Here is a 23,576-nt window from a genome sequence, read left to right on the forward strand (position 1 = left end):
AGCAAGCCCCATCGAGACTTGCGCACCAATCCTGCTAACATGGCGCGCATCTCGATCCAGCCGCGACGACAGCCGATGCCCCCTGCTTCCAGCTCCGCCCTCACGCCTGACATGACCTCGGTCTTCGCCGCCCTTCACGCGCACTTCATGAAGGTCATCGTGCCGCTCTGGCAAGGTCCCGGCTGGAATGCGCAACTGGCGCTGCCCTACGAAGCCCTCGACGCACATCATCAACCGCTGCCACCGCAACGCTACCGGGCAATGGCCTGCGCGCGGCAATTGTTTCTGTTTTCCAGCCTGATCGGTCACCCGGATGTGCCGAGCGCGGCTGTTCGCTCCGGTGCGTTGTTTCGCTCGTTGCAGCAGCACTTCCACGATGGCGAGCATGGCGGCTGGTTCTACAGCATCGACCCACAGGGCAAACCGCTGGATCGGCGCAAGGATCTCTACACACACGCTTTCATCATCTTTGCCTGCGCCCACTACTGGGCAAAGTCGAAGGACCCGCTCGCCGAGTCCGTACTCAACGCAGCACTCAGCGTGGTCGCAGAACGCTTTGCCGATGGCAAGGGCCTGTACGAAGCGCAACGGAATGAAGACTGGTCCACGCTCGGCACCGGCCCCTTACAGAACCCGTTGATGCACCTGGCAGAGGCCTTTCTGGCGACACTTTCAGTACGCGCCGACCCGGCGACACAGACGGCGATGGATGCGCTGGCCGTCAATATGCAGCAGCGCTTTGTGGATAAAGCCACGGGCGTGATGCTGGAGAAACCGCTGGGCGCTGTGGATAACTGGTATGAGCCGGGTCATCAGTTCGAATGGTTTTTCCTGCTGGAATCCGCACCCGAGATGCACGGCAGGCCGCTGCATGACTCAATGACCCGCGCCTTCGCCTACGCGCAGGCACAGGGCGTCGATCCGCAGAATGGGGCGGTCACCGCAGCATTGACCCTGGACGGCAAGATGCAGGACAGCACTCAGCGCATCTGGGCACAGGCCGAATACTTGCGAGCGATGGCGTTACGGCCGGAATGCGAGCCAGCGCTGAGCCAGCAGTTGCTCGACTTCGAACAGCGCTTCCTGCACACGACGGGCTGGAATGAGTGTGTCGACACCGACGGCACGGTCAGCCGCAGCGACATGCCGTCGACCACGCCGTACCATCTGGCTACCTGCTACATCGGGCTGGCGGACTACCTGGAAAACCGCTTCGTCACAGCCTTCCCACCGCCCGCGCCCGACAAAGGTTGATCAGCCGCGATTACGATCGATCGCAAAACCGGCCCAGGTCTGGCTCACCGGCATCAGCTCCAGACTGTTGATGTTGACGTGGGCCGGGGTGTTCATGATCCAGAAGATCGTGTCGGCAATGTCCTGCGGCTGGATCGGTTCTGCACCGGCGTACGTCGCATCGTACTTGGCCTGATCGCCACCGAAACGCACCAGTGAGAACTCGCTTTCGCACAGCCCCGGCTCCAGGTTCGTCACCCGAACGCCTGTGCCGACCAGATCGTTACGCAGGTTGAGCGAGAACTGCCCGACGAACGCCTTGGTGCCGCCATACACGTTACCGCCCGGATACGGATAGTTGCCCGCCACCGAACCCAGGTTGACGATGCTGGCACCGCGACCGTGAGCGATCAGGCGTGGCAACAACAAACGCGTGGTGTAGACCAGGCCTTTGACGTTGGTGTCGATCATGGTGTCCCAATCGTCCAGATCGCACTTGGGCGCCGGATCGATGCCCAGCGCCAGGCCTGCGTTGTTGATCAGGCCCTGGATCGTGGCGAACGCTTCAGGCAGGTCGGCGATGGCGCTCTCCATCGCTACACGGTCGCGAACATCCAGCACCAGCGTATGAACCTTGGTCTGCTTCGACAACTCGGCGCTAAGCGCATCCAGGCGGTCCTTGCGGCGACCGGTCAACACCAGCGACCAACCGGCCTCGGCGAAGCGGCGCGCGCACGCCTCGCCAAACCCGGAAGTAGCGCCTGTAATGAATACGGTGGAAGTCATCTCGTTCTCCTGACATGGCGCGGCCTGTGGCTCACTGAAGCGGCGCAGCCTGTTAATAAATAAAGCGAAAAAAGGAAGAATGCCCGTCACGAACGTTCTGGAGCAAGCCTGAGGATAAATCACGCCATACGGCCAGCGAGCTGTACAAAAAACGTACACATCAAGCAAACCCATACGCAGCAAGCCTTGCAGGCAGTTTTGCCCACGTTATCCACAGTCACACCCACAAAATCCGGGGGCAACTCCGTCACCCTGCAGCACGCGCAAACCGGGGCGTGTAGCGGTCCTCGCAAAGTTTTTCCCTTGACATTGAAGCGCACGATAAATCGCGGCAAGGAGTGTACAGATTGCATGATGGCCTACAGCCCAACCCCAGCGGCCTCTATCCCGCTCTTTCCAACGCTTGCCCACAGACTTATCCACAGGCTTTGACAACAAATAAACTGTATGAACAACCAGCCTTCCACCTGTTGACAAATGGCTCGAATCAACGCTGAAAATCCACTGTACGAATTTTGAACACACCGCTACAACCCTTATGCATCAAGGGCTTCAGGCAAATACTCCCAAGTTATTAACAGTCGGATCCACAATAAACGTGAACAAGTCCAAACTGTGACAAAACAACCATTTGCAGCGGTTTTATGTCGCAGGTTTGAGGTTCGTCAAAAATGTTTTCCACAATTGTGAAAAACACGCCCCGAGTGCATGACACTCGGGGCGCAGAGTTGAAACAACGCACCTTTGGCGAACTCAGTGCCCGCCGAGATAAGCGTTCCTGACCTCTTCATTCACCAGCAATTCCTGCCCTGTGCCTGAGAGGCGGATTTCGCCGTTGACCATCACATAGGCGCGATCGGACAACTTTAGGGCATGGTTGGCGTTCTGCTCGACGAGGAAGATGGTCATCCCGGTGGCTGCCAGCTCACGCAGGGTGGCGAAGATCTGCTTCACGATGATCGGCGCCAGGCCCAGGCTTGGCTCATCGAGCAGCAGCAGTTTCGGACGGCTCATCAGCGCACGGGCAATGGCCAGCATTTGCTGTTCGCCACCGGACATGGTCATGGCGCGCTGGTTACGACGCTCCTTGAGCCGCGGAAACAACTCGAACATGCGTTGCATGTCTTCGGCCGAGTGCTTGTCGCCAATCGGGATGGTGCCCATCATCAGGTTTTCCTCGACCGACATGTCGGGGAACACGCGCCGCCCTTCCGGCGATTGGGCGATGCCGTTGGAGGCGATGTAGTGGGAGGACTTCTGGGTGATGTCGGTGCCCTGATAAATGATCTGCCCGCTCGCCGCACGCGGCTGGCCGAAGATCGACATCAGCAGCGTTGACTTGCCCGCGCCGTTAGAGCCAATCAGGCTGACCGTTTCGCCTTCGTCGATGTGCAGCGAGACTTTCTTCAAGGCCTGGATCGGCCCATAAAAAACATCGATCTCTTTCAGTTCGAGGATCGGCTTGCTCATACCAATTCCTCTTCATCAGCGCCCAGGTACGCGGCGATCACTTTTGGATCGTTGCGGATCTGCTCCGGCCCGCCTGCGGCAATCACGTTGCCGTGATCCAGCACCACAATGTCATCGGAAATGCCCATCACCATGCCCATGTCATGCTCGATCAGTACGATGGTCATGTCGTGTTCGTCGCGCAGCAGGCGAATCATGCCGCTCAGGGCTTCGGTTTCCTGCGGGTTGAGACCCGCAGCCGGTTCGTCCAGGCAGATCACCTGTGGGCGCGTACACATGGCGCGGGCGATTTCCAGACGGCGTTGCTGCCCGTAAGAGAGCTCTCCCGCCAGACGGTTCGCGCAATCCACCAGGTCCACAACTTCCAGCCAGTAGAACGCCGTGTTGAGCGCGTCTTCCTCGGCCTTGCGGTAGCCGCGGGTGTTGAGGATCCCGCTGATCAGGCTGCGATTGACCCACATGTGCTGGGCCACCAACAAGTTCTCGACCACCGACATTTCCTTGAACAGGCGAATGTTCTGGAAGGTCCGCGCCAGCCCCGCCCGGTTGACCAGATGGGTGCCGCCGAACATCTTGTAGTACACCCGGCTCAGGAAGCTTTTCGGCGACACGAAGTCGCTGCCCTTGAACGGCTCGCCCAGCAGCTTGATGACGTTGGTGGTTTTGTCGCGGGTGTGCAGTTCGATGCGCCCGCCCGTGGCCTTGTAAAAACCGGTCAGGCAGTTGAACACCGTGGTCTTGCCCGCACCGTTGGGGCCGATCAGGGCGAAGATCGAATTGCGCCGCACCTTGAGGCTCACGTCGCTCAAGGCCTTGATGCCGCCAAAATGCATCATCAGGTGCTCGACGGAAAGAATCACTTCGTTGCTCATTGCGTGGCTCCTTCTTTAACCAGCGCACCCTTGCGCGGAACCACCCCGGTACGGCTGATACGAATCAGGCCGCGTGGCCGCCAGATCATCATCAACACCATCAGAATCCCGAACAGCAACACGCGGTACTCGGAGAAGCTGCGCAGCAGTTCAGGCGCAACGGTCAGCACGAAAGCTGCGATCACCACGCCCACGGTAGAACCCATGCCGCCAAGCACCACGATGGCCAGAATCAGCGCCGATTCGAAGAAGGTGAACGAAGTCGGGTTGACGAAACCCTGATAGCTGGCGAAGAACACCCCCGCAAGCCCCGCCGTCGACGCACCGATAGTAAACGCCGACAGCTTGACCAGTACGTGGTTGAGGCCCATCGAGCGGCAGGCGATTTCATCTTCTCGCAGCGCTTCCCACGCGCGACCAATCGGCATGCGAGTCAGACGATGTTTGACGAACAGCACGGCCAGCACCACGAGAAACAGTACGGTGTAGATGAACAGGAATTTCAGGTCCGGGTTGTAATCGAAGCCGAAGTATTCATGGATCGGTATCCCGCCATCTTTCGCCCGGCGCCCGAATTCAAGGCCGAAGAACGTCGGCGCAGGCACCGGTACACCGTTCGGACCACCGGTGAACGACAGCCAGTTGTTGAGCACCAGCCGAATGATTTCGCCGAAGCCGAGCGTCACGATTGCCAGATAGTCGCCATGCATGCGCAGCACCGGAAAACCGAGGATGCACCCCGCCAACGCCGCTGCGATGGCCGCCAAAGGCAACGCCGACCAGAACCCCAGCCCCAGGTATTGATAGCCCAGCGCAAGACCGTAGGCACCAATGGCGTAGAACGCCACATAACCGAGGTCCAGCAGGCCGGCCAGACCGACCACGATGTTCAGGCCCAGGCCCAGCAGCACGTAAATCAGCCCGAGGATGACCACCGTCAGCAGGTACTTGTTGGCGAAGATCGGGAACACGATGGCAATCACGATCAGCACCGGAATGATCCAGTACAGGCTCGATTTGTGATCAGGCTTGAGCACATGCACGCCCGAACCCGAGCTTTCAAAGCTCTGGGAAATGCGCACGCCTCGGGGCGTTTGCAGGAACAGGCTCATCAGGAAGCGCCCGACCATGACGATCGCTACCAGCCAGGCCACGCGAGTTGGTTGCAGGTTGAAGCTGTAGCCGTCCAGCACGATGCCGACGATAGGGCCGAACACGATCAGCGCCAGCAACCCTGCCACGACGGCATCGATCAGACTTTTCTTGATATCAACGGGTTTTGCGATAGGAGCGGACATACTTATACCTTCGCCACGAGAGGGCGACCCAGCAGGCCTTGGGGACGGAAAATCAGGATCAATACCAGCAGGCCGAAACTGAACACGTCTTTGTAGTCGGAGTTGATCAGACCGGAGAACTGCGATTCGGCAACCCCCAGGATCAGGCCACCGAGCATCGCGCCCGGCAACGAGCCGATTCCGCCCAGCACAGCCGCCGTGAACGCTTTGATGCCGATCACGAAGCCTGCATAGAAGTCGAAGGTGCCGTAATTCATGGTGATCAACACACCTGCCAGCGCAGCCATAGCTGCACCGATAATGAACACATAGGAGATGACCCGGTCGGTGTTGATCCCCAGGATCGACGCCATCTTGCGGTCCTGCTGGGTGGCGCGGCACATGCGGCCCAGTTTGGTGTACTTGATGATGTAGGTCAGCACGCCCATGCCCACGAAAGCGGCGATGAGGATGAAGATTTTGGTGTAGGTGATCTGCACGAAGCCGGTGCCAATGTCGAAGCGCCAGGCCCCCTCAAGCAAAGTCGGCACACCCTGTTGCCGAGCACCCTGACTGATCTGCGCGTAGTTCTGCAGAATCAGCGAAATGCCGATGGCGCTGATCAGCGGAGCCAGCCGGGTGGAGTTGCGCAGCGGCTTGTAGGCCACGCGTTCGATGACGAACCCGTAGACGCCCGTCACCACGATGGTGAAGATCAGCGTTCCCAGAATCAGGAATGGAAAGGATTCCAGTCCGAAAAAAGACAGAACCGCCAGACCGATCGCGGCCAGGTAGGCGGAAATCATGTACACGTCGCCGTGGGCGAAGTTGATCATGCCGATGATGCCGTAGACCATCGTGTAGCCGATGGCGATCAGGCCGTAGACAGACCCGAGTGTCAGTCCGTTGATCATTTGCTGCAGGAAGATACCGTCCATCACGCACGCTCACACACTTGAAAGGCAGTTCAGCATCCCGCCCGCCGAGCCCTCGTGAGGCGCGGTGAACGGGTCCGAAAGCAGCAGAAAATGCAGGCTCGCTCATGGGCGAGCCCATCCACCTGTCAGCCGACGCTCACCCAAGGCAAGCGTGGCTGGCGAGGGTCCGTCTTATTTCTGTTTTTCAAGCTGGTGGTATTTGCCGTCCTTGTCCCACTGGTAAACCACGTAGTCGGAGACTTTCAGATCGCCTTTGCTATCCCAGGTTTTCTCGCCCATGACCGTCTTGACCGGGTTGGCCTTGAGCCATTCGGCCGCTTTGTCGCCCTTGGTGGACTTGGCACCGTTGAAACCGGCTGCCAGTGTCTGCACCGAAGCGTAGGCGTACAGGGTATAGCCTTCAGGCTCGTAGCCGGACTTACGGAACTGGTCCACGACCGCCTTGCTGTCAGGCAGCAGACGAGGGTCGGCACCAAAGGTCATGTACACGCCATCCACATATTGGGCGCCGCCTGCGGTGGTCACCAGTTCGTCGGTCACGACACCGTCGTCGGACATGAACCTGACGTCTTTCAGGCCCTGCTCACGCATCTGGCGAACCAGTGGACCGGCTTCAGGGTGAAGGCCGCCGAAGTAGACGACGTCAGCACCGGTGGCGCGGATCTTGGTTACCAGGGCACTGAAGTCTTTCTCGCCACGGGTCAGGCCTTCATACAGCACCGGCGTGACGCCGCGCTTTTTCAACTGGGTCTGGGTGGCATCCGCAAGGCCTTGCCCGTAGGTGTCCTTGTCGTGGATGACCGCGACTTTCTTGCCTTTCAGGACATCCACGATGTAATCGCCAGCGACAACACCTTGTTGGTCGTCACGGCCGCACATGCGGAACATCTCTTTCAGACCGCGCTCGGTCACCTGCGGGTTGGTGGAGCCTGGGGTGATGGCGATGACGCCCGCATCACTGTAGATCTCGGACGCCGGGATGGTAGAAGACGAGCAGAAATGGCCGACCACGCCCACGACCTTTTCCTGATCCACCAGACGATTGGCGACGGCCACGGCCTGCTTGGGTTCGCAGGCATCGTCGCCTTCGACCAGCACGATCTTTTCCCCATTCACGCCGCCTGCCGCGTTGATGGCATCCGCTGCAGCCTGCGCACCCTTCATGTATTGCTGACCGAACGATGCATTGGCACCGGTCATCGGCCCCGCAACGCCGATTTTTACGTCAGCCTGAGCAAACGAAGACACGCCCAATGCAGTTGCCACTGCGATTGTCAGAAAACCTTTCCTGTAAAACGTATGCGACATGAGTGGTGCTCCTGGAATTTTTTTAATTGGCACAGCAACTACGTCGTAGCACAGAGCAAGGCGCGTGCCATGAGTTTTTCGTTGAAGAAAAACGGATGGCTTTCTGACCGCAGCGAGACGACTCCTCGCCCGCAAAGGCCGTGCAACCTGCTTTTTCAAACAAGGTGCAACCCGGCCATCAGAAAGAGCAACCGAAGCGCGACAGAGCAGCAACCACCCGCCCACTGAAGGGCAACCGATCTGTAACAGTCCACGTCACCGAAGTGCACACGGCCGGTGCGCAAACGCTACGAGACGCACCATTTGAGGCTAGTGGAGATCGCAGAAAACGCCTTTGTCAGATGACATCCACCCGCACAGGCCGCCGCATGGCTCTTTAATTGGGCGCACCGTAGTAATAACCGGGCCGAACGCGGGCAACAAACGACCATTAGGCGAGATATCATTCCGATTATTCATGATGCCAATGCCCACACAGCACCTATACAAGAGAAGCCTTGCCATGCTCAACAAACGCCATTTGCCCTCAATCGCTGCGCTGCAATGCTTTGAAGCAGTGACCCGGCACCTGAGCTTTACCCGAGCGGCAGAGGAACTGAACCTGACTCAGAGCGCGGTGAGCAAGCAGGTGGCGCAGCTGGAAGAACTGGTCCAGCACTTGCTGTTTCAGCGGGTGCGCCGCCGCCTGCAACTGACCCCTGCTGGCGCGTTGTATCTGGCCGAGGTGCGCAAGATCCTCAATCAGGTCGAGATGTCTACGCACTTCCTGCGCTCCTATGGCGGGGAAACCGAAGTGCTGCGCGTCTCGACACCCTCGACCTTCGGCGCGCGCTGGCTGGTGCCACGCCTCAAAGGCTGGCGTCTGCGTCATCCCCACATTCATCTGGACCTGCTCAACGAGCAGGAATCGGATGATCTGATCAAGGGCCGCTGCGACGTGTCGTTCTATTTCGGTCAGGCGGCCATTCCCGGTGCCGAAAGCGTGAAGCTGTTTGGCGAAGAGCTCATTGCGGTGTGCGCGCCCGACAGCCTGCCCAAGGAGCCGCTGACCGATCCCACGCAGTTGAGCGAACTGGTGCTGTTGCAGAACGCCTTTCGCCCACAGGCCTGGCACGAGTGGTTCGAACGCCAGGGCTATCACACCGATCACAGCTATCATGGCCCGCGCTTCGAAACCTTCTACATGTGCATCCGCGCCGCGCAGGTCGGCTGCGGTGTTGCGTTGCTGCCGCGTTTCCTGGTGGAAGAGGAACTGGCTGAGGGCAAGCTGGTGATTGCATGGGAATTCGCATTGCCCAGCACCAACAGTGCCTATTACCTGTCCTATCCGGAGCACACCGCCGATGTGCCCAAAATACGGGTTTTTCTGCAATGGATGCTCGAACAGTTGGATCACCCGGCAACTTAAGGGCGACAATGCCCACCCAGCAGGCCGCAGGCTTTTTCTGAACACAAACGTAAAGCCGCGTGCCCCCTGTTATCCGGCTGCTCTGGAGACCCGAATTAATGAGCGAGAGCGCCTTCTCCAATCGCATCGTGCAGAGCCTGCTCGATACCGATTTCTACAAGCTGACCATGATGCAAGCTGTTCTGCACAACTACCCCAACGTCGACGTGGAATGGGAGTTTCGCTGCCGCAACGGTGAAGACCTTCGTCCGTACCTGGACGAAATACGGCATCAGATCGAGCTGTTGTGCGAACTGTCGCTGAGCCCTGAGCATCTGGCGTTCATGGAACGCATCACGTTCATGAAGCCTGACTTTCTGCGCTTTCTGGGGTTGTTCCGCTTCAACACCCGTTACGTGAAGACCAGTATCGAGAACGATGAGCTGTGCATTCGCCTGCATGGCCCGTGGCTGCATGTGATTTTGTTCGAAGTGCCGCTGCTGGCGATTGTCAGTGAAGTGCGCAATCGTCATCGCTACCCGAAAATCCTTCTCAGCCAGGCGCGCGAGCGTCTCTACGACAAGTTCGAATGGCTGAACACCCATGCTGCGCCGGACGAGCTGGCCGAACTCAAGGTCGCGGATTTCGGGACGCGCCGCCGCTTCTCTTACAGGGTTCAGGAAGAAATCCTCGGTGTGCTCAAAAAGGACTTTCCGGGCCAGTTCGTGGGCACCAGCAACGTCCACCTGGCGCGCCAGCTTGACCTCAAGCCCCTGGGCACGATGGCTCACGAATGGATCATGGCCCACCAGCAACTGGGGCCGCGCCTGATCGACAGCCAGATTGCCGCGCTGGATTGTTGGGTTCGCGAGTATCGAGGACTGCTGGGTATCGCACTGACGGACTGCATCACCACCGACGCCTTTCTGACCGATTTCGATCTGTACTTCGCCAAGCTGTTCGACGGCTTGCGGCATGATTCGGGCGACCCGGTGAAATGGGGCGAAAAATGCATCCTGCATTACCAGAAGCTGGGCATCGACCCGATGAGCAAGACATTGGTGTTCTCGGACGGCCTGAACCTGCCCAAAGCCCTGGAGATTTTCCGGGCACTGCGCGGACGCATCAATGTCAGTTTTGGTATCGGCACCAACCTGACGGCGGACATCCCCGGCATTGCGCCCATGAATATGGTGCTGAAAATGACGGCGTGCGCTGGCCAGCCCGTGGCCAAGATTTCCGACGAGCCAGGCAAGGCGCAATGTAAGGACCCCAACTTCGTCGCGTACCTGCGGCATGTGTTCAAAGTGCCGGACCTGCCGCCGTCCGATAAACCTGTTTGAGTTTGACTACCCACGAGGAGTGAATCATGCACGCCGTACAGCGCCAGATTGCTGAACAGCTCAAGGTCCAGCCACCGTTCGCGGACCAGAATGCCCTGGAAGCCGAAGTCGCCCGCCGTGTCGACTTCATCAAGCAGTGCCTGCAAAACGCTCGCCTGAAGACGCTGGTGCTCGGCATCAGCGGTGGCGTCGACTCACTGACCGCCGGCCTGATTGCCCAGCGCGCCGTCAAGGAACTGCGTGAAAGTACCGCAGACAACGCGTATCGCTTTGTCGCAGTGCGATTGCCGTACATGGTGCAGGCCGATGAACACGAAGCGCAGGCGTCGGTGGATTTCATCGAACCGGATGAACGCCATACCGTGAACATCGGACCGAGCGTCAAGGCACTCGCGGCGGAAGTGAAGGCGTTCGAAGGTCACCCGGCCAGTGCCGTGGACTTCGTGCTCGGCAACACCAAGGCGCGTATGCGGATGATCGCGCAATACACCATCGCCGGTGCCTATCAGGGCCTGGTGATCGGCACCGACCACGCAGCGGAAGCGGTGATGGGGTTCTTCACCAAGTTCGGCGACGGCGCCTGCGACCTGGCACCGCTCAGCGGGCTGGTGAAAAACCAGGTGCGGGCCATCGCACGTCATTTCGGCGCGCCGGAATCACTGGTCGAGAAAGTGCCGACGGCGGACCTGGAAGACCTCTCCCCCGGCAAACCGGACGAAGCTTCCCACGGTGTGACCTACGCCGAGATCGACGCATTCCTGCACGGCCAGCCGGTGCGCGAAGAAGCGTTCAAGATCATCTGCGATACCTACGCTAAAACCCAGCACAAACGCGAACTGCCTTACGCGCCGTAGGCGGTAAAGCAGCGACGTAGACGCATACCTGGTGAGGAGACTGGGTTGTGGGCGCGGACTTGTTCGCGAATGCTGCAGTTCAGTCGCCGAGTCTTCTTCGGATGTACTGACCTTTTCGCGGACAAACGGAACGCCGCCCGATCCGCTCCCACGGTCCGGTGTTCGTTGCAAGATTTGGCAGCGGCGAACACACGGCGGTCAGTTACTTCAGCGTCACACTGCCTTTCATCATCGCGATGTGGCCCGGGAAGGTGCAGAAGAACTCATAGCTCTCGGCCGGATCAAGTTTGGACACATCGAAGGTGACCGAATCTTTCTCGCCCGCGCCGATCAGTTTGGTGTGGGCAATCACGCGTGTGTCGCCTTCCTTGAGGTAGTCCTTGTCGATACCGACGCTCATGCCATCAGTCGAAATACCTTGGGCGTCGGCTTTCTTGCTCAACACCCAGTTATGCCCCATGACATTCTTCGGCAGGCTGCCGGAGTGCGTGAGGTTGACGGTAAAGGACTTGCAGCTTTTGTCGATCTCGATGGACTTCTTGTCGAACATCATCTGATCGGTCGAATCGATGGTGGTGGAGCATTCGGCCGCCAGCAATTGACCACTGGCCAGCGTCAACAGGGAAATCGCTAAAAGCTTGCGGATCATTTGAATCTCCAGGGCAGGTATTTCAGATTTAAAAGAGACGATTGAAAACAGAGCGTCTAAAAGCAGTTGGGTTCCAATGGCCTGCGCAACGCATCCGGACTATCGGTGCCATCGAAACAATCAAACAGCCAGACATCGAGCGCCACTTTACCATCGGCACATCGCCCTCCCCATTGGAAAGACTTCATGCCGCTCAGTAGCCTGTTTCGCAGTGTGTTTGCCGCTTACGCCTGTGGCGCCACTGCCAGTTGCCCACACGACGCGTACGACAGGGCTCGGCACAGCGTCTGATTGATCGACGCTGCCCCAGTAATGAACGTTTCGCGGACGCAGGAATTAAGCCGGTCAGGCGACCGGCATGACGGTGACACGCACTTCGGGATCATGCGTGCCGCCGCCCAGGATCACGCCGCGCAGGGGTGACACGTCCGAAAAGTCGCGCCCCCAGGCCAGGCTGATGTGCTCCAGCGCAGGCTGCACGTTGTTGGTCGGGTCGAAATCGACCCAGCCGGACGCGGGACAGAACACCGACACCCACGCATGAGAGGCATCCGCGCCGATCAGCCGTGGCTGCCCCGGCGGCGGCTGGGTCAGCAGATAACCGCTGACATAGCGCGCCGCCAGCCCGCGAGAGCGAAGGCACGCCAGCATCAGGTGCGCGAAGTCCTGACACACGCCACGTCGCCGCTCCAGCACCTCCACCAGCGGCGTCGCGACTTGTGTCGCCTCGCTGTCGAACGTGAATTCGTCGAAGATCTTTTCCATCAACGCCTGCACGCCCAGCAGCAGGGGACGTCCGGGCGGGAAGCAATCCTGCGAGAACTCGACGAATGACCGTTTCAGGTGCACGTAGGGTGATTCGAAGCGGTAGCGGCAGGCGTCCAGAATGTCTTCGGTCATCGGCTTGGCGCTGTAGGTCAATGCGCTGCGGGTCACTTCCCATTCCGGGGACAGGTTGAAATCCAGATAGGGCCGCTCCAGCACTTCGATCTGCAAGCGCGCGTTGACCTGCAGCTCGTCATGCGGACGCTCGAAAGCCAGTCGGGTCAGCGGATTGCCGAACACGTCCAGCTCATCGCGGCGTGTCGTCGGCGTCGGAAAAATCTCCAGGCTCTGCTCGGTACAACGCTGCCACGGACTGCTGCGCGGCCACAGGTGGGCCAACTGCTGAGCCAGCGAAACAGGGCTGTCGTACTTGTAGTGCGTGTCGTGAAAAATCTGGTAAAGGGCGCTCATCAGACAGACACCGTGCGTTGGCTGACGTCATCGACGTGAGCAAAGTGACGCAACGCCAGACGATCAGAGGCCTGACCTGCGCTCTCGCCAATGCCTTGCAGCAAGTCGGCGAGCCCATCCAGCACCGCGTCGATGCTGCTTTGACCGAACAGCGGATTTTCCAGACTGCCCAGATCGAAGCTGGCCAGACGCTGGGCCAGCACGGTCAGGCTGTTATCACGCGGTGCGTCGAAGTTATCGCTCAGGCGGCGCAACGAACGCTGCACCAGCTTGAGTTGAAACAGCACCGCGTGGGGGTTCTGGTCGTCAAGCAACAGCAGGTCCAGGACTGGAATCAAGTGCGGCACCGCCATGTAGCGCGAGCGGTAGGTGATGCTGCTGTTGCCCAGTTCAAGCAACCACTCAAGATCCGCCTGATCCGACACCGTCGTGCCTCGCAAAAACGCGGCCAGGCTCATGCTGAGAAACTTCAGGCGCTCGATCCGTCGTCCGATCATCAGAAAGCTCCAGCCTTCATCCCGGGTCATGTCATCCAGCGCAAAGCCCGACAGCGCCGCCAGCGACATCACCAGACGGTTGAGAAAATCCAGCAGCTCGCCAAAATCAGGCTCATCGGACTCCAGGCTCAACGCCTCGCGCTGCAACTCCACCAGCGCCTGCCAGTTTTCCCTGGACAGCTTGCCGCGCACCTGTGAGGCCGCCCATTGCAGACGCTGCAAATTGGCCCGCAGGCTGAACGGCCACTCCTCGCCCAACAGTGCGGTGAGCAAGCGATGCTGCAGCGATTCGTCTTCCTCGGCCTCGGGCAGCATGCCCAGGTTTTCGGCCAGGGTGACGGCGGCCTGCAACGCCTGCGGATCGTCATCGTCTACATAACGGGTGAACATGATGCGCAGCAGACGCGCGCTGTCGTCGCAGCGTTCGCAGTACCGTCCGAACCAGAACAGGTTTTCCACCACCCGCGACGGCAGATAGGGATCGCGCCGGATCAGGTCGTAGACGCCCAGGGCGCGCTGGCCTTTCCAGGGCTCGCCGGGGTGCTCTCCGGCAAACGAGCGTTCGCCCAAGACCCAGGTGTCCTTGCTGGCACCGCCACGCTGCATGGAAACCACGTCCGCGTCGGCATCCGCCGCCACGCGGGTCAGGCCGCCAGGCAGCACACGGTAGCCATCAAGCCCCGCAACGGCATACACCCGCATGCCAATGGCACGTGGCTGCAACGCCTCGCCATCGGTCTGCAAGACCGGCGCATGAGACAGCTGCGCCAGCTCCTGCGCGACATAGGCATAAGGCCGGGCCTGCATCCGGGCAGCCAGCGCTTTGCGTTGCGCCTCGTCCAGGTCACGGCCGAAAACGGGCACGAAGTGTTGCGACGGAAACGCAGGCTTGATCAGCAGCTCAGGCAGTTTTTCCAGCGCCTGCGCCAGTACCGGCGGCTCGCCGCACCACCAGGTCGCCACGGACGGCAGGATCAGTGCTTCGCCGAACAAGTGCTCACAGATTTTTGGTAGAAAGCCCAGCAGCCCAGGCGACTCCAGTACACCGCTGCCCAAAGCGTTGGCCACCAGCACATTGCCCTGACGTGCGGCTTCCAGCAGCCCCGGCACGCCGAGTGCAGAGTCGGTGCGCAATTCCAGCGGGTCGCAGAAGTCATCGTCCAGACGGCGCATGATGGCGTGTACCCGGCGCAGACCGCTGAGGGTCTTCAGAAAAACCGTGGCGTCACGAACTGTCAGGTCGCCACCTTCAACCAGCGGGTAGCCCAACTGCCGCGCCAGGTACAGATGTTCGAAATAGCTTTCGTTGAAACGCCCAGGTGTCAGCAGCACGATCAACGGCGCTTCGTTGCTGGTGGGCGCCTGACGCGCCAGCGTCTGTTGCAAAGCGCCGAAGAAACCGGACAAGTGCCGCACCTGCAGGTCACGGTAGGTTTCCGGCAAGGCCCGGGCGACGATCTGGCGGTTCTCCAGCGCATAGCCTGCGCCGGACGGTGCCTGGGTGCGGTCAGCGGTCACCCACCAGCGGCCATCGGGCGTGCGCGCCAAGTCCACGGCGTACATGTGCAGAAACGTATTCTCAGGCGGCTTGATGCCTTGGCACGGCCACAGAAAGTTGTTGTGCCCATAGACCAGTTCGGCAGGCAGAAGCCCCTTGGCGATCAAGGTTTGCGGACCATACAAGTCCGCAAGTACCGCATTGAGCAACCGTCCGCGTTGAGCAATCCCTGCGGCCACATGCGCCCATTCATCAGCCGGAATGATATGCGGCAGCAGGTCCAGTTCCCACGGACGGTCGGCTCCCTTGGGGTCGGCGTAGACGTTATAGGTCACGCCGTTTTCCTGAATCTGCCGGGTCAGCAATGCCTGACGCTGGGTCAGTTGCGCAGGCGAGCTGCGGCGCATGTGCTCGTAGAGCCGCCGCCAGTGCGGACGAACCGTTCCGTCGGCATCGAGCATCTCGTGGTAGGTACCCTCGGACAGCGGGTATCGGTCAAGCAAGTCGGGCATGGGAGGCTCGGCAGGGCAGCAAAGGGACTTCATGTGGGCGCGGTCAGGTGGCGCGTCCGTGCGCACCCGACTCACTTTTTCAGTACGGATTTAGTGAAGGCGCATATCCAGCGTCATCGGCAGTTCGTCGTTAATGTTGAGCGACGGGACCTCCAATTTGCCCGGCGTGTGGCCGATGCGGAAGAAACGCGACAGGCGACGGCTTTCCGCTTCGTTGGCGTTGACCGGCAGGGTTTCGTAATTACGTCCGCCAGGATGGGCGACATGATACTCGCAGCCGCCCAGCGAGCGCTGCATCCAGGTGTCGAGCAGGTCGAACACCAACGGCGCATGCACACCGATGGTCGGTTGCAGGCAGTTGGCAGGCTGCCAGGCGCGATAACGCACGCCCGCGACGAACTCCCCCTCCTGCCCTGTCGGCTGTAACGGCACCGGGACGCCATTGCAGGTCAGCATGTAGCGTTGCGGCGGCAGCCCCGTGAGATGCACCTGCAGGCGCTCCAGCGATGAATCCACGTAGCGCACCGCCCCGCCGCCAGACCCCTCTTCGCCCAGCACATGCCAAGGCTCCAGCGCCTGACGCAGTTCCAGTTGAATGCCGTTGACGGCGTAGTCGCCGACTTTCGGGAAGCGGAACTCTAAATGCGCCGCAAACCAGTCGGCGCGCACCGGATAGCCAGCGCTGTTGAGATCGGCCACGACGTCAGCGAAGTCCTGCTCGATGAAGTGCGGCAGCATGAAGCGGTCATGCAACTGCGTGCCCCATCGCGCCAGCTTGGCGGGTGCGTAAGGCTCACGCCAGAAGCGAGCGACCAGCGCACGCAACAACAGCTGCTGAGCCAGGCTCATGCGGGCGTGCGGCGGCATTTCGAAGGCTCGCAGTTCCAGCAGGCCCAAACGGCCGGTGGCACCGTCTGGGGAATAGAGCTTATCGATGCAAAACTCGGCGCGGTGCGTGTTGCCGGTCACGTCGATCAGAAGGTTGCGCAACAATCGATCAACCACCCACGGTGCGACCTCTTCGCCGGGCGCAGGCATTTGCGAGAACGCGATTTCCATCTCATACAACGAGTCGTTGCGCGCTTCGTCGATGCGCGGCGCCTGGGAGGTCGGCCCGATGAACAGGCCGGAAAACAGGTACGACAATGACGGATGATTGTGCCAGTAGCTGATCAGGCTGCGCAGCAGGTCAGGACGGCGCAGGAATGGCGAATCCGCAGGCGTTGCACCGCCCATGACAAAGTGGTTGCCGCCACCGGTTCCGGTGTGGCGACCGTCGATCATGAACTTCTCGGTGGTCAGCCGCGTCAGGCGCGCTTGCTCATAGAGAAACTCGGTGCGCTCTACCAGCTCGTCCCAACTGGCGGATGGCTGCACGTTGACTTCGATCACACCTGGATCCGGGGTGATGCGGAAGTTGCACAGACGTGGGTCGCTCGGCGGCTCGTAGCCTTCCAGCAACACCGGGCACTTGAGTTCTTCGGCCGTCGCCTCGATCACCGCCACCAGCTCCAGGTAGTGCTCAAGCTTCTGCAACGGCGGCATGAACAGGTATAGACGACCGTCACGCGCCTCGGCGCACAAGGCGGTGCGGGTCAGCCAATCGGCGGACTCGTCGATCTTGGGCACGCGTTCTGCGTCGGTGTCGGAGGACTTGAGCTGCGCGATCAGCGAATCGCTGTCAGCCAGTTCGGGAAATGCCTGGTTATGGTCCGTCGGATGAATGAACGGGTACTCGGCCGCCTTGACCCAAGGCTGCGAAGCCAGCGGCAGGCGATAGCCCAGCGCCGAATCGCCCGGTACCAGACGGCAGTGGTCGTCGCGCAAATACCAACGCCCGCTCTGCCAGCTGTCGCCGTCGGCGGTGCGCGCCAGTGGCAGCACCTGGCCAATAACCTTGTCTAGCCCTTGAGCGAACACCTTGCGCAGACGCGCCCGCTCCATCTCCTCGCCGAGCCTTGAGTCCTCAGCGGTGACGTTAATCGGCAGCGCGCCTTCGCGCCACAGGTAGTAATAGTTGTCTTCGTAGGCCGGGAATACAAAACGGGTCGGCAGCTTCAGCCGCTCGGCCACGCTGGCAAGAAAACGCCCAGCCAGTTCGCCCGTGACGCCATAGTCTTCAGTCTCGCTGGCGATCAGCGCATTGTTGCGCCAGACCGGCTGACCGTCCTTGCGCCAAAAACAGTTCAACGACCAGCGCGGCAATTGCTCGCCCGGATACCATTTGCCCTGCCCGAAATGCACGATGCCCAGCGGGGCGTAATGGGCGCGCATGCGCTGGAACAACTCGGCTGACAGCTCACGCTTTTTCGGACCAAGCGCTGCGGTGTTCCATTCCGCACCATCGCGGTCATCGATGGAAACAAAGGTCGGCTCGCCGCCCATCGTCAGCCGCACATCGTCGCGTTGCAGGTCGGCGTCGATCTGATGACCGAGGGCCTGAATGTCCTGCCACTGTTCTTCGGTATAGGGCTTGGTGACGCGCGGCGCTTCCCAGATACGCTCAACCGACATTTCATGGCTGAACTGCGTTTCGCACGGTTCGACCAGCCCGCTGATCGGCGCAGCAGACGACGGTTCCGGGCTGCACGCCAACGGGATATGCCCCTCGCCTGCGAACAGACCGGAAGTGGCGTCCAGACCGACCCAGCCGGCACCTGGCAGATACACCTCGCACCAGGCGTGCAGGTCGGTGAAGTCAACATCCGTGCCGGACGGACCGTCCAGGGCAGCCACGTCGGCCTTGAGCTGAATCAGGTAGCCCGAGACAAAGCGCGCGGCCATGCCCAAGTGACGCAGCAATTGCACCAGTAACCAGGCCGAGTCGCGGCACGAGCCGGAGGCATTTTCCAGCGTGTATTCAGGCGTCTGTACACCCGGCTCCATACGAATCAGGTACGCAACGTCCTGGCTCAAGCGCTGGTTGAGCCCCACCAGAAAATCGATGGCAGGTATCGGTTCTCGGCTGATGCTGTCCAGATAGGCCTGAAACTTGGGCGTCAGCGGCAATTTTTCCAGGTACGGCGCCAGCTCGCGCTGCTCTTCGCTGGCGTACAGAAACGGAATGTTTTCGGCGTAGGGTTCGAGGAAGAAGTCGAATGGATTGAACACCGCCATCTCGGCGACCAGATCGACCTCGACGCGAAACTCGTTGGTCTTCTCAGGGAAAACCAGACGCGCCAGGTAATTGCCCTGCGGGTCCTGCTGCCAGTTGATGAAGTGATTTTCAGGCTGCACTTTCAACGAATAGGACAGCACACGCGTGCGGCTATGGGCCGCCGGGCGCAGGCGAACAATCTGCGGACCCAGTTCGACGGCGCGTTCGTAGCGGTAATGCGTGACGTGGTGCAAGGCAATATGAATCGACACGGCGTGCCTCCTGCGAGCCTGAACGGTAAATGATCCGCGCAAGACTTATGCCATCCGGCCAAAGTCCTGCACCCACGACGCTGGCAATACGTGCCCAAATTAGACAAAGCACCAAAATCGCGCCAGCCGACGCCGACCGTGCAAGGGTCGCACGATAATGTGGCAGACAGTGTGGCAGAGGGATGGGGCGGGAGGTGAAGTATCTGAGCGGGAGGTGCAGGGGGTAGCGGCTTGATTCGAATGATCAATGCCAGTGGGACGCGGAGCGTCCCGGGAGGCATGCCCACGCGAAGCGGTGGGCACGATCAGTGTCGAGGCAGGCCCGTATCTAACGCCACGAGTACGTTTTCATGCGACCTAGCGCGGCACCACAGGCTTGCGGGCGGGCTTGCCGCCTTTGCCCTTCCCGCCCTTGGCAGCTTCCATACGCTCCTTGGCGGCCTGCTTGTTGCGGGCCATCGCTGCGGCCTTGGCTTCTTCGCGTTTGTCCCACGGTTTGCTACCGTCGCTTCCACGTGGCGGCAGACCGGTATGCTGGGTCTGGATCAGCGTGGTCTTGGCCGCCTTGGCAACCTTGTGGCTGCCAGCAGGTGTCGAGTTCTTTCGGCGCGCACTCTGGTAGCTGTCGGTTGCAGGCTGATGCAATGGAATCAGTTGATCCTTGCCCGAGCCAATCAGGTCGGAGCGCCCCATGCGTTCCAGTGCTTCACGCAGCATCGGCCAGCCTTTCGGATCGTGATAGCGCAGGAACGCCTTGTGTAGACGACGCTGCGCCTCACTCTTCACGATGGTGACCGAGTCGCTCTTGTACGTGACCTTGCGCAGCGGGTTCTTGCCCGAGTGGTACATGGCCGTGGCCGTGGCCATTGGCGACGGATAGAACGCCTGCACCTGGTCGGCCCGGAAACCATTGCCCTTGAGCCACAGCGCCAGGTTCATCATGTCTTCATCGGTGGTGCCTGGGTGGGCGGCGATGAAGTAAGGAATCAGGTACTGCTCCTTGCCCGCTTCCTTGGTGTACTTCTCGAACATGCGCTTGAACTTGTCATAGCTGCCAATGCCCGGCTTCATCATCTGGTTGAGCGGACCTTCCTCGGTGTGTTCCGGGGCGATCTTCAGGTAACCACCAACGTGGTGCGTCACCAGCTCTTTGACGTACTCCGGCGACTCTACAGCCAGGTCGTAACGCAGACCCGAAGCGATCAGGATCTTCTTCACGCCAGGCAACGCACGCGCACTGCGATACAACTGGATCAGCGACGAGTGATCGGTGTTCAGGTTCGGACAAATGCCAGGGAACACGCAGGATGGCTTGCGGCATGCGGATTCGATTTCCGGGCTCTTGCAGGCGATGCGATACATGTTCGCGGTCGGCCCGCCAAGGTCGGAAATGACGCCGGTGAAGCCTGGCACCTTGTCGCGGATCTCTTCGATTTCGCGAATGATCGACTCTTCGGAACGGTTCTGAATGATGCGGCCTTCGTGCTCGGTAATGGAGCAGAAGGTGCAGCCGCCGAAACAGCCACGCATGATGTTCACCGAGAAACGGATCATGTCGTAGGCCGGAATTTTTTCCTTACCGTACGCAGGGTGCGGGACACGTGCGTAAGGCATGCCGAACACGTAGTCCATTTCTTCGGTGGTCATCGGAATGGGCGGCGGATTGAACCAGACGTCCACTTCGCCATGCTTCTGCACCAGCGCACGGGCGTTGCCCGGGTTGGTTTCCAGGTGCAGCACGCGGTTGGCGTGGGCATACAGCACTGCGTCGTTGCGGACTTTCTCCACGGACGGCAGACGGATGACGGTTTTGTCACGGGTCATGCGCGGACTGGCGAGAATCTGTACGACCTTGGGTTCGTTCGGGTCTTCAACCGGGCCTTTTTCCTGCTCGATGGCGCAGGCTTCGGTGTCTTGAGTATTGACGTACGGGTTGATGATCTTGTCGATCTTGCCCGGACGGTCAATGCGCGTGGAGTCGACTTCGTACCAGCCTTGCGGCGTGTCACGACGAATGAACGCGGTTCCGCGTACATCAGTGATGTCTTCAACCTTCTGGCCGTAGGACAGGCGCTGAGCCACTTCGACAATCGCACGCTCGGCGTTGCCGTAAAGCAGGATGTCGGCGCAGGCGTCGATCAGGATCGAGTTGCGAACCTTGTCCTGCCAGTAGTCATAGTGCGCGATGCGGCGCAGCGAGGCTTCGATGCCGCCCAGCACGATAGGGACATGCTTGTAGGCTTCCTTGCAGCGCTGACTGTAAACCAGGCTCGCACGGTCCGGACGCTTGCCCGCCATGCCACCGGGGGTGTAGGCGTCATCGGAACGGATTTTCTTGTCCGCGGTGTAGCGGTTGATCATCGAGTCCATGTTGCCAGCAGCGACACCGAAGAACAGGTTCGGCTCGCCGAGCTTCATGAAGTCGTCTTTGGACTGCCAGTTCGGCTGGGCAATGATGCCCACACGGAAGCCTTGGGACTCGAGCAAACGGCCGATGATCGCCATGCCGAACGAGGGGTGATCCACGTACGCATCACCGGTCACAATGATGATGTCGCAGGAATCCCAGCCAAGCAGATCCATCTCTTCCCGGCTCATGGGCAGGAAGGGTGCTGGTCCGAAACATTCGGCCCAGTACTTGGGATAGTCAAATAACGGCTTGGCTGCTTGCATGTTCAGGACCTACGTTTGCACGTTGGAAAAATCGCGGGCGCGGAATATAGCACATTTTTTGATCAAATCCGACGACAGTGGTCGGAATTGAGTGGAGCGAGCAACTCATGCTCGCGCTCTTCTGATAAACCTGCCCCTGCGCCGTGGGAGCGAGCTTGCTCGCGAATGCTGCGATCCAGACGCTGAATACGGTGAATGTAACGAACCCATCGCGAGCAAGCTCGCTCCCACTGGAACTCGTCGTCACCCGACATCAATCGTCGTCGAAGTTGTAACTGCCCGGCGCGAGGTTTTCGAAGCGGGTGTACTTGCCGATGAACGCCAGGCGCGTGGTGCCGATGGGGCCGTTACGCTGTTTGCCGATGATGATCTCGGCAATGCCCTTGTGCTCGGTTTCCGGGTGATACACCTCGTCGCGGTACACGAACATGATCACGTCGGCGTCCTGCTCGATCGCTCCGGATTCCCGGAGGTCGGAGTTGATCGGGCGTTTGTTGGGGCGCTGCTCAAGAGAGCGGTTGAGCTGCGACAGTGCGATGACAGGGCAGTTGAATTCCTTGGCGAGCGCCTTCAACGAGCGGGAAATCTCGGAAATCTCGTTGGTCCGGTTGTCGCCGCTGGAACCTGGAATCTGCATCAACTGCAGGTAGTCGATCATGATCATGGCCACATCGCCATGCTCACGCACCACACGACGGGTCCGGGCACGCATTTCCGACGGGCTGATACCGGCCGTGTCGTCGATGAACAGTTTGCGATCATTGAGCAGGTTCACCGCCGAGGTCAGGCGCGGCCAATCGTCGTCATCCAGCTGACCGGCACGCACCTTGGTCTGGTCGATACGCCCCAGCGAAGAGAGCATACGCATGATCAGCGATTCGCCTGGCATCTCGAGGGAATAGACCAGCACGACCTTGTCGCTGCGCAACACGGCGTTTTCGACCAGGTTCATCGCGAAGGTGGTTTTACCCATCGACGGACGACCGGCGACGATGATCAGGTCGGACGGTTGCAAGCCACTGGTCTTTTCATCCAGATCGGTATAACCGGTGGACAGGCCGGTGATCGCGTTATCACTGTTGAACAGTGTGTCGATCCGGTCGATGGCTTTGGTCAGCAGGTCATTGACGCTGACCGGGCCGCCGGTCTTGGGCCGCGCTTCGGCGATCTGGAAGATCTGCCGTTCGGCCTCATCGAGGATTTCTTCAGCGGTGCGGCCTTCAGGGTTGAACGCACTGTCGGCAATTTCGGTACTAATACCGATCAACTGCCGCAAGGTTGCCCGCGCACGAACGATTTGCGCATAGGCCTTGATGTTGGCGACCGAAGGCGTGTTCTTTGCCAGCTCACTGAGGTAGCCAAGGCCGCCAACCTGCGAGGTCTGCCCTTCCTTGTCCAGTTGCTCGGCCAGCGTCACGACGTCGATCGGGCTGTTCTGGTCGGCCAGACGCGCAATAGCCCGAAAGATCAGGCGGTGGTCATGACGATAGAAATCACCGTCCGAGACTTGATCGAGCACCCGCTCCCAAGCGTTGTTGTCCAGCATCAGACCACCGAGAACGGCCTGTTCGGCCTCGATGGAGTGTGGCGGTACCTTGAGGGCAGCGGTTTGCAGATCGTATTGCTCAGGGCTGGAGATTTCGTTCATGGCCACTTGAATTCGAGGTTTACAGA

General features: G+C 60.0%; 16 protein-coding genes. 4 read left to right on the forward strand and 12 right to left on the reverse strand.

What is annotated here, in order from left to right:
- Window positions 1–39: 39 nt before the first annotated feature.
- On the forward strand, window positions 40–1,254 hold the full coding sequence (locus ALP40_RS23565; protein ID WP_122210548.1) for an AGE family epimerase/isomerase: 1,215 nt from the start codon (window positions 40–42) through the stop codon (window positions 1,252–1,254).
- Here ALP40_RS23565 and ALP40_RS23570 read toward each other — a convergent pair whose 3' ends face one another.
- The 6 genes from ALP40_RS23570 to ALP40_RS23595 all read right to left on the reverse strand — a co-directional run bounded on the left by ALP40_RS23570 (window position 1,255) and on the right by ALP40_RS23595 (window position 7,884).
- Entirely contained in the window at window positions 1,255–2,019 is a 765-nt protein-coding gene (locus tag ALP40_RS23570) for an SDR family oxidoreductase (protein ID WP_122210549.1), read from the reverse strand.
- 753 nt (window positions 2,020–2,772) lie between these two features.
- Entirely contained in the window at window positions 2,773–3,489 is a 717-nt protein-coding gene (locus ALP40_RS23575; protein ID WP_122210550.1) for an ABC transporter ATP-binding protein, read from the reverse strand.
- The gene (locus ALP40_RS23580; RefSeq protein WP_004883618.1) at window positions 3,486–4,361 is read right to left on the reverse strand and encodes an ABC transporter ATP-binding protein; all 876 of its coding nucleotides are present in this window, start codon (window positions 4,359–4,361) and stop codon (window positions 3,486–3,488) included. Before ALP40_RS23580 ends, ALP40_RS23575 begins: the two co-directional genes overlap by 4 nt.
- Complete coding sequence (gene livM / locus ALP40_RS23585; RefSeq protein ID WP_122210551.1) at window positions 4,358–5,659, reverse strand: high-affinity branched-chain amino acid ABC transporter permease LivM; 1,302 nt, start codon at window positions 5,657–5,659, stop codon at window positions 4,358–4,360. Before livM ends, ALP40_RS23580 begins: the two co-directional genes overlap by 4 nt.
- Before the next feature lie 2 nt (window positions 5,660–5,661).
- Window positions 5,662–6,576: an ABC transporter permease subunit gene (locus ALP40_RS23590; protein ID WP_122210552.1), complete on the reverse strand. Its 915-nt coding sequence runs from the start codon at window positions 6,574–6,576 to the stop codon at window positions 5,662–5,664.
- A 171-nt stretch (window positions 6,577–6,747) separates the two neighbouring features.
- On the reverse strand, window positions 6,748–7,884 hold the full coding sequence (locus tag ALP40_RS23595) for an ABC transporter substrate-binding protein (RefSeq protein WP_122210553.1): 1,137 nt from the start codon (window positions 7,882–7,884) through the stop codon (window positions 6,748–6,750).
- Window positions 7,885–8,386: 502 nt separating this feature from the next.
- Between ALP40_RS23595 and ALP40_RS23600 the strand changes: the two genes are divergently transcribed.
- The 3 genes from ALP40_RS23600 (at window position 8,387) to nadE (ending at window position 11,468) form a co-directional block, all read left to right on the forward strand.
- Complete coding sequence (locus ALP40_RS23600; RefSeq protein WP_122210554.1) at window positions 8,387–9,292, forward strand: LysR substrate-binding domain-containing protein; 906 nt, start codon at window positions 8,387–8,389, stop codon at window positions 9,290–9,292.
- A gap of 98 nt (window positions 9,293–9,390) precedes the next feature.
- Window positions 9,391–10,614: a nicotinate phosphoribosyltransferase gene (pncB, locus tag ALP40_RS23605; protein ID WP_122210555.1), complete on the forward strand. Its 1,224-nt coding sequence runs from the start codon at window positions 9,391–9,393 to the stop codon at window positions 10,612–10,614.
- Window positions 10,615–10,640: 26 nt separating this feature from the next.
- Complete coding sequence (gene nadE / locus ALP40_RS23610) at window positions 10,641–11,468, forward strand: ammonia-dependent NAD(+) synthetase (RefSeq protein WP_122210556.1); 828 nt, start codon at window positions 10,641–10,643, stop codon at window positions 11,466–11,468.
- Between the two features lie 202 nt (window positions 11,469–11,670).
- On the opposite strand, the gene azu is transcribed toward nadE, so the two are convergent.
- From azu to dnaB, 6 genes are all read right to left on the reverse strand, one after another.
- Complete coding sequence (azu, locus tag ALP40_RS23615) at window positions 11,671–12,117, reverse strand: azurin (protein ID WP_122210557.1); 447 nt, start codon at window positions 12,115–12,117, stop codon at window positions 11,671–11,673.
- A gap of 345 nt (window positions 12,118–12,462) precedes the next feature.
- Entirely contained in the window at window positions 12,463–13,353 is an 891-nt protein-coding gene (locus tag ALP40_RS23620) for a transglutaminase family protein (RefSeq protein ID WP_122210558.1), read from the reverse strand.
- Window positions 13,353–15,860, reverse strand: a complete 2,508-nt coding sequence (locus ALP40_RS23625; protein WP_122210559.1) for a circularly permuted type 2 ATP-grasp protein — start codon at window positions 15,858–15,860, stop codon at window positions 13,353–13,355. The genes ALP40_RS23620 and ALP40_RS23625 overlap by 1 nt, the downstream gene beginning before the upstream one ends.
- A 90-nt stretch (window positions 15,861–15,950) precedes the next feature.
- Window positions 15,951–19,229, reverse strand: coding sequence for a DUF2126 domain-containing protein (locus ALP40_RS23630; protein WP_122210560.1), 3,279 nt, complete (start codon window positions 19,227–19,229; stop codon window positions 15,951–15,953).
- Between the two features lie 357 nt (window positions 19,230–19,586).
- Window positions 19,587–21,902, reverse strand: coding sequence for a YgiQ family radical SAM protein (locus ALP40_RS23635; protein ID WP_122210561.1), 2,316 nt, complete (start codon window positions 21,900–21,902; stop codon window positions 19,587–19,589).
- 253 nt (window positions 21,903–22,155) lie between these two features.
- Window positions 22,156–23,550, reverse strand: coding sequence for a replicative DNA helicase (dnaB, locus tag ALP40_RS23645; protein ID WP_004883590.1), 1,395 nt, complete (start codon window positions 23,548–23,550; stop codon window positions 22,156–22,158).
- Window positions 23,551–23,576: the final 26 nt, after the last annotated feature.

Source organism: Pseudomonas viridiflava (assembly GCF_003702045.1).
GTDB classification, from domain to species: Bacteria; Pseudomonadota; Gammaproteobacteria; order Pseudomonadales; family Pseudomonadaceae; genus Aquipseudomonas; species Aquipseudomonas viridiflava_C.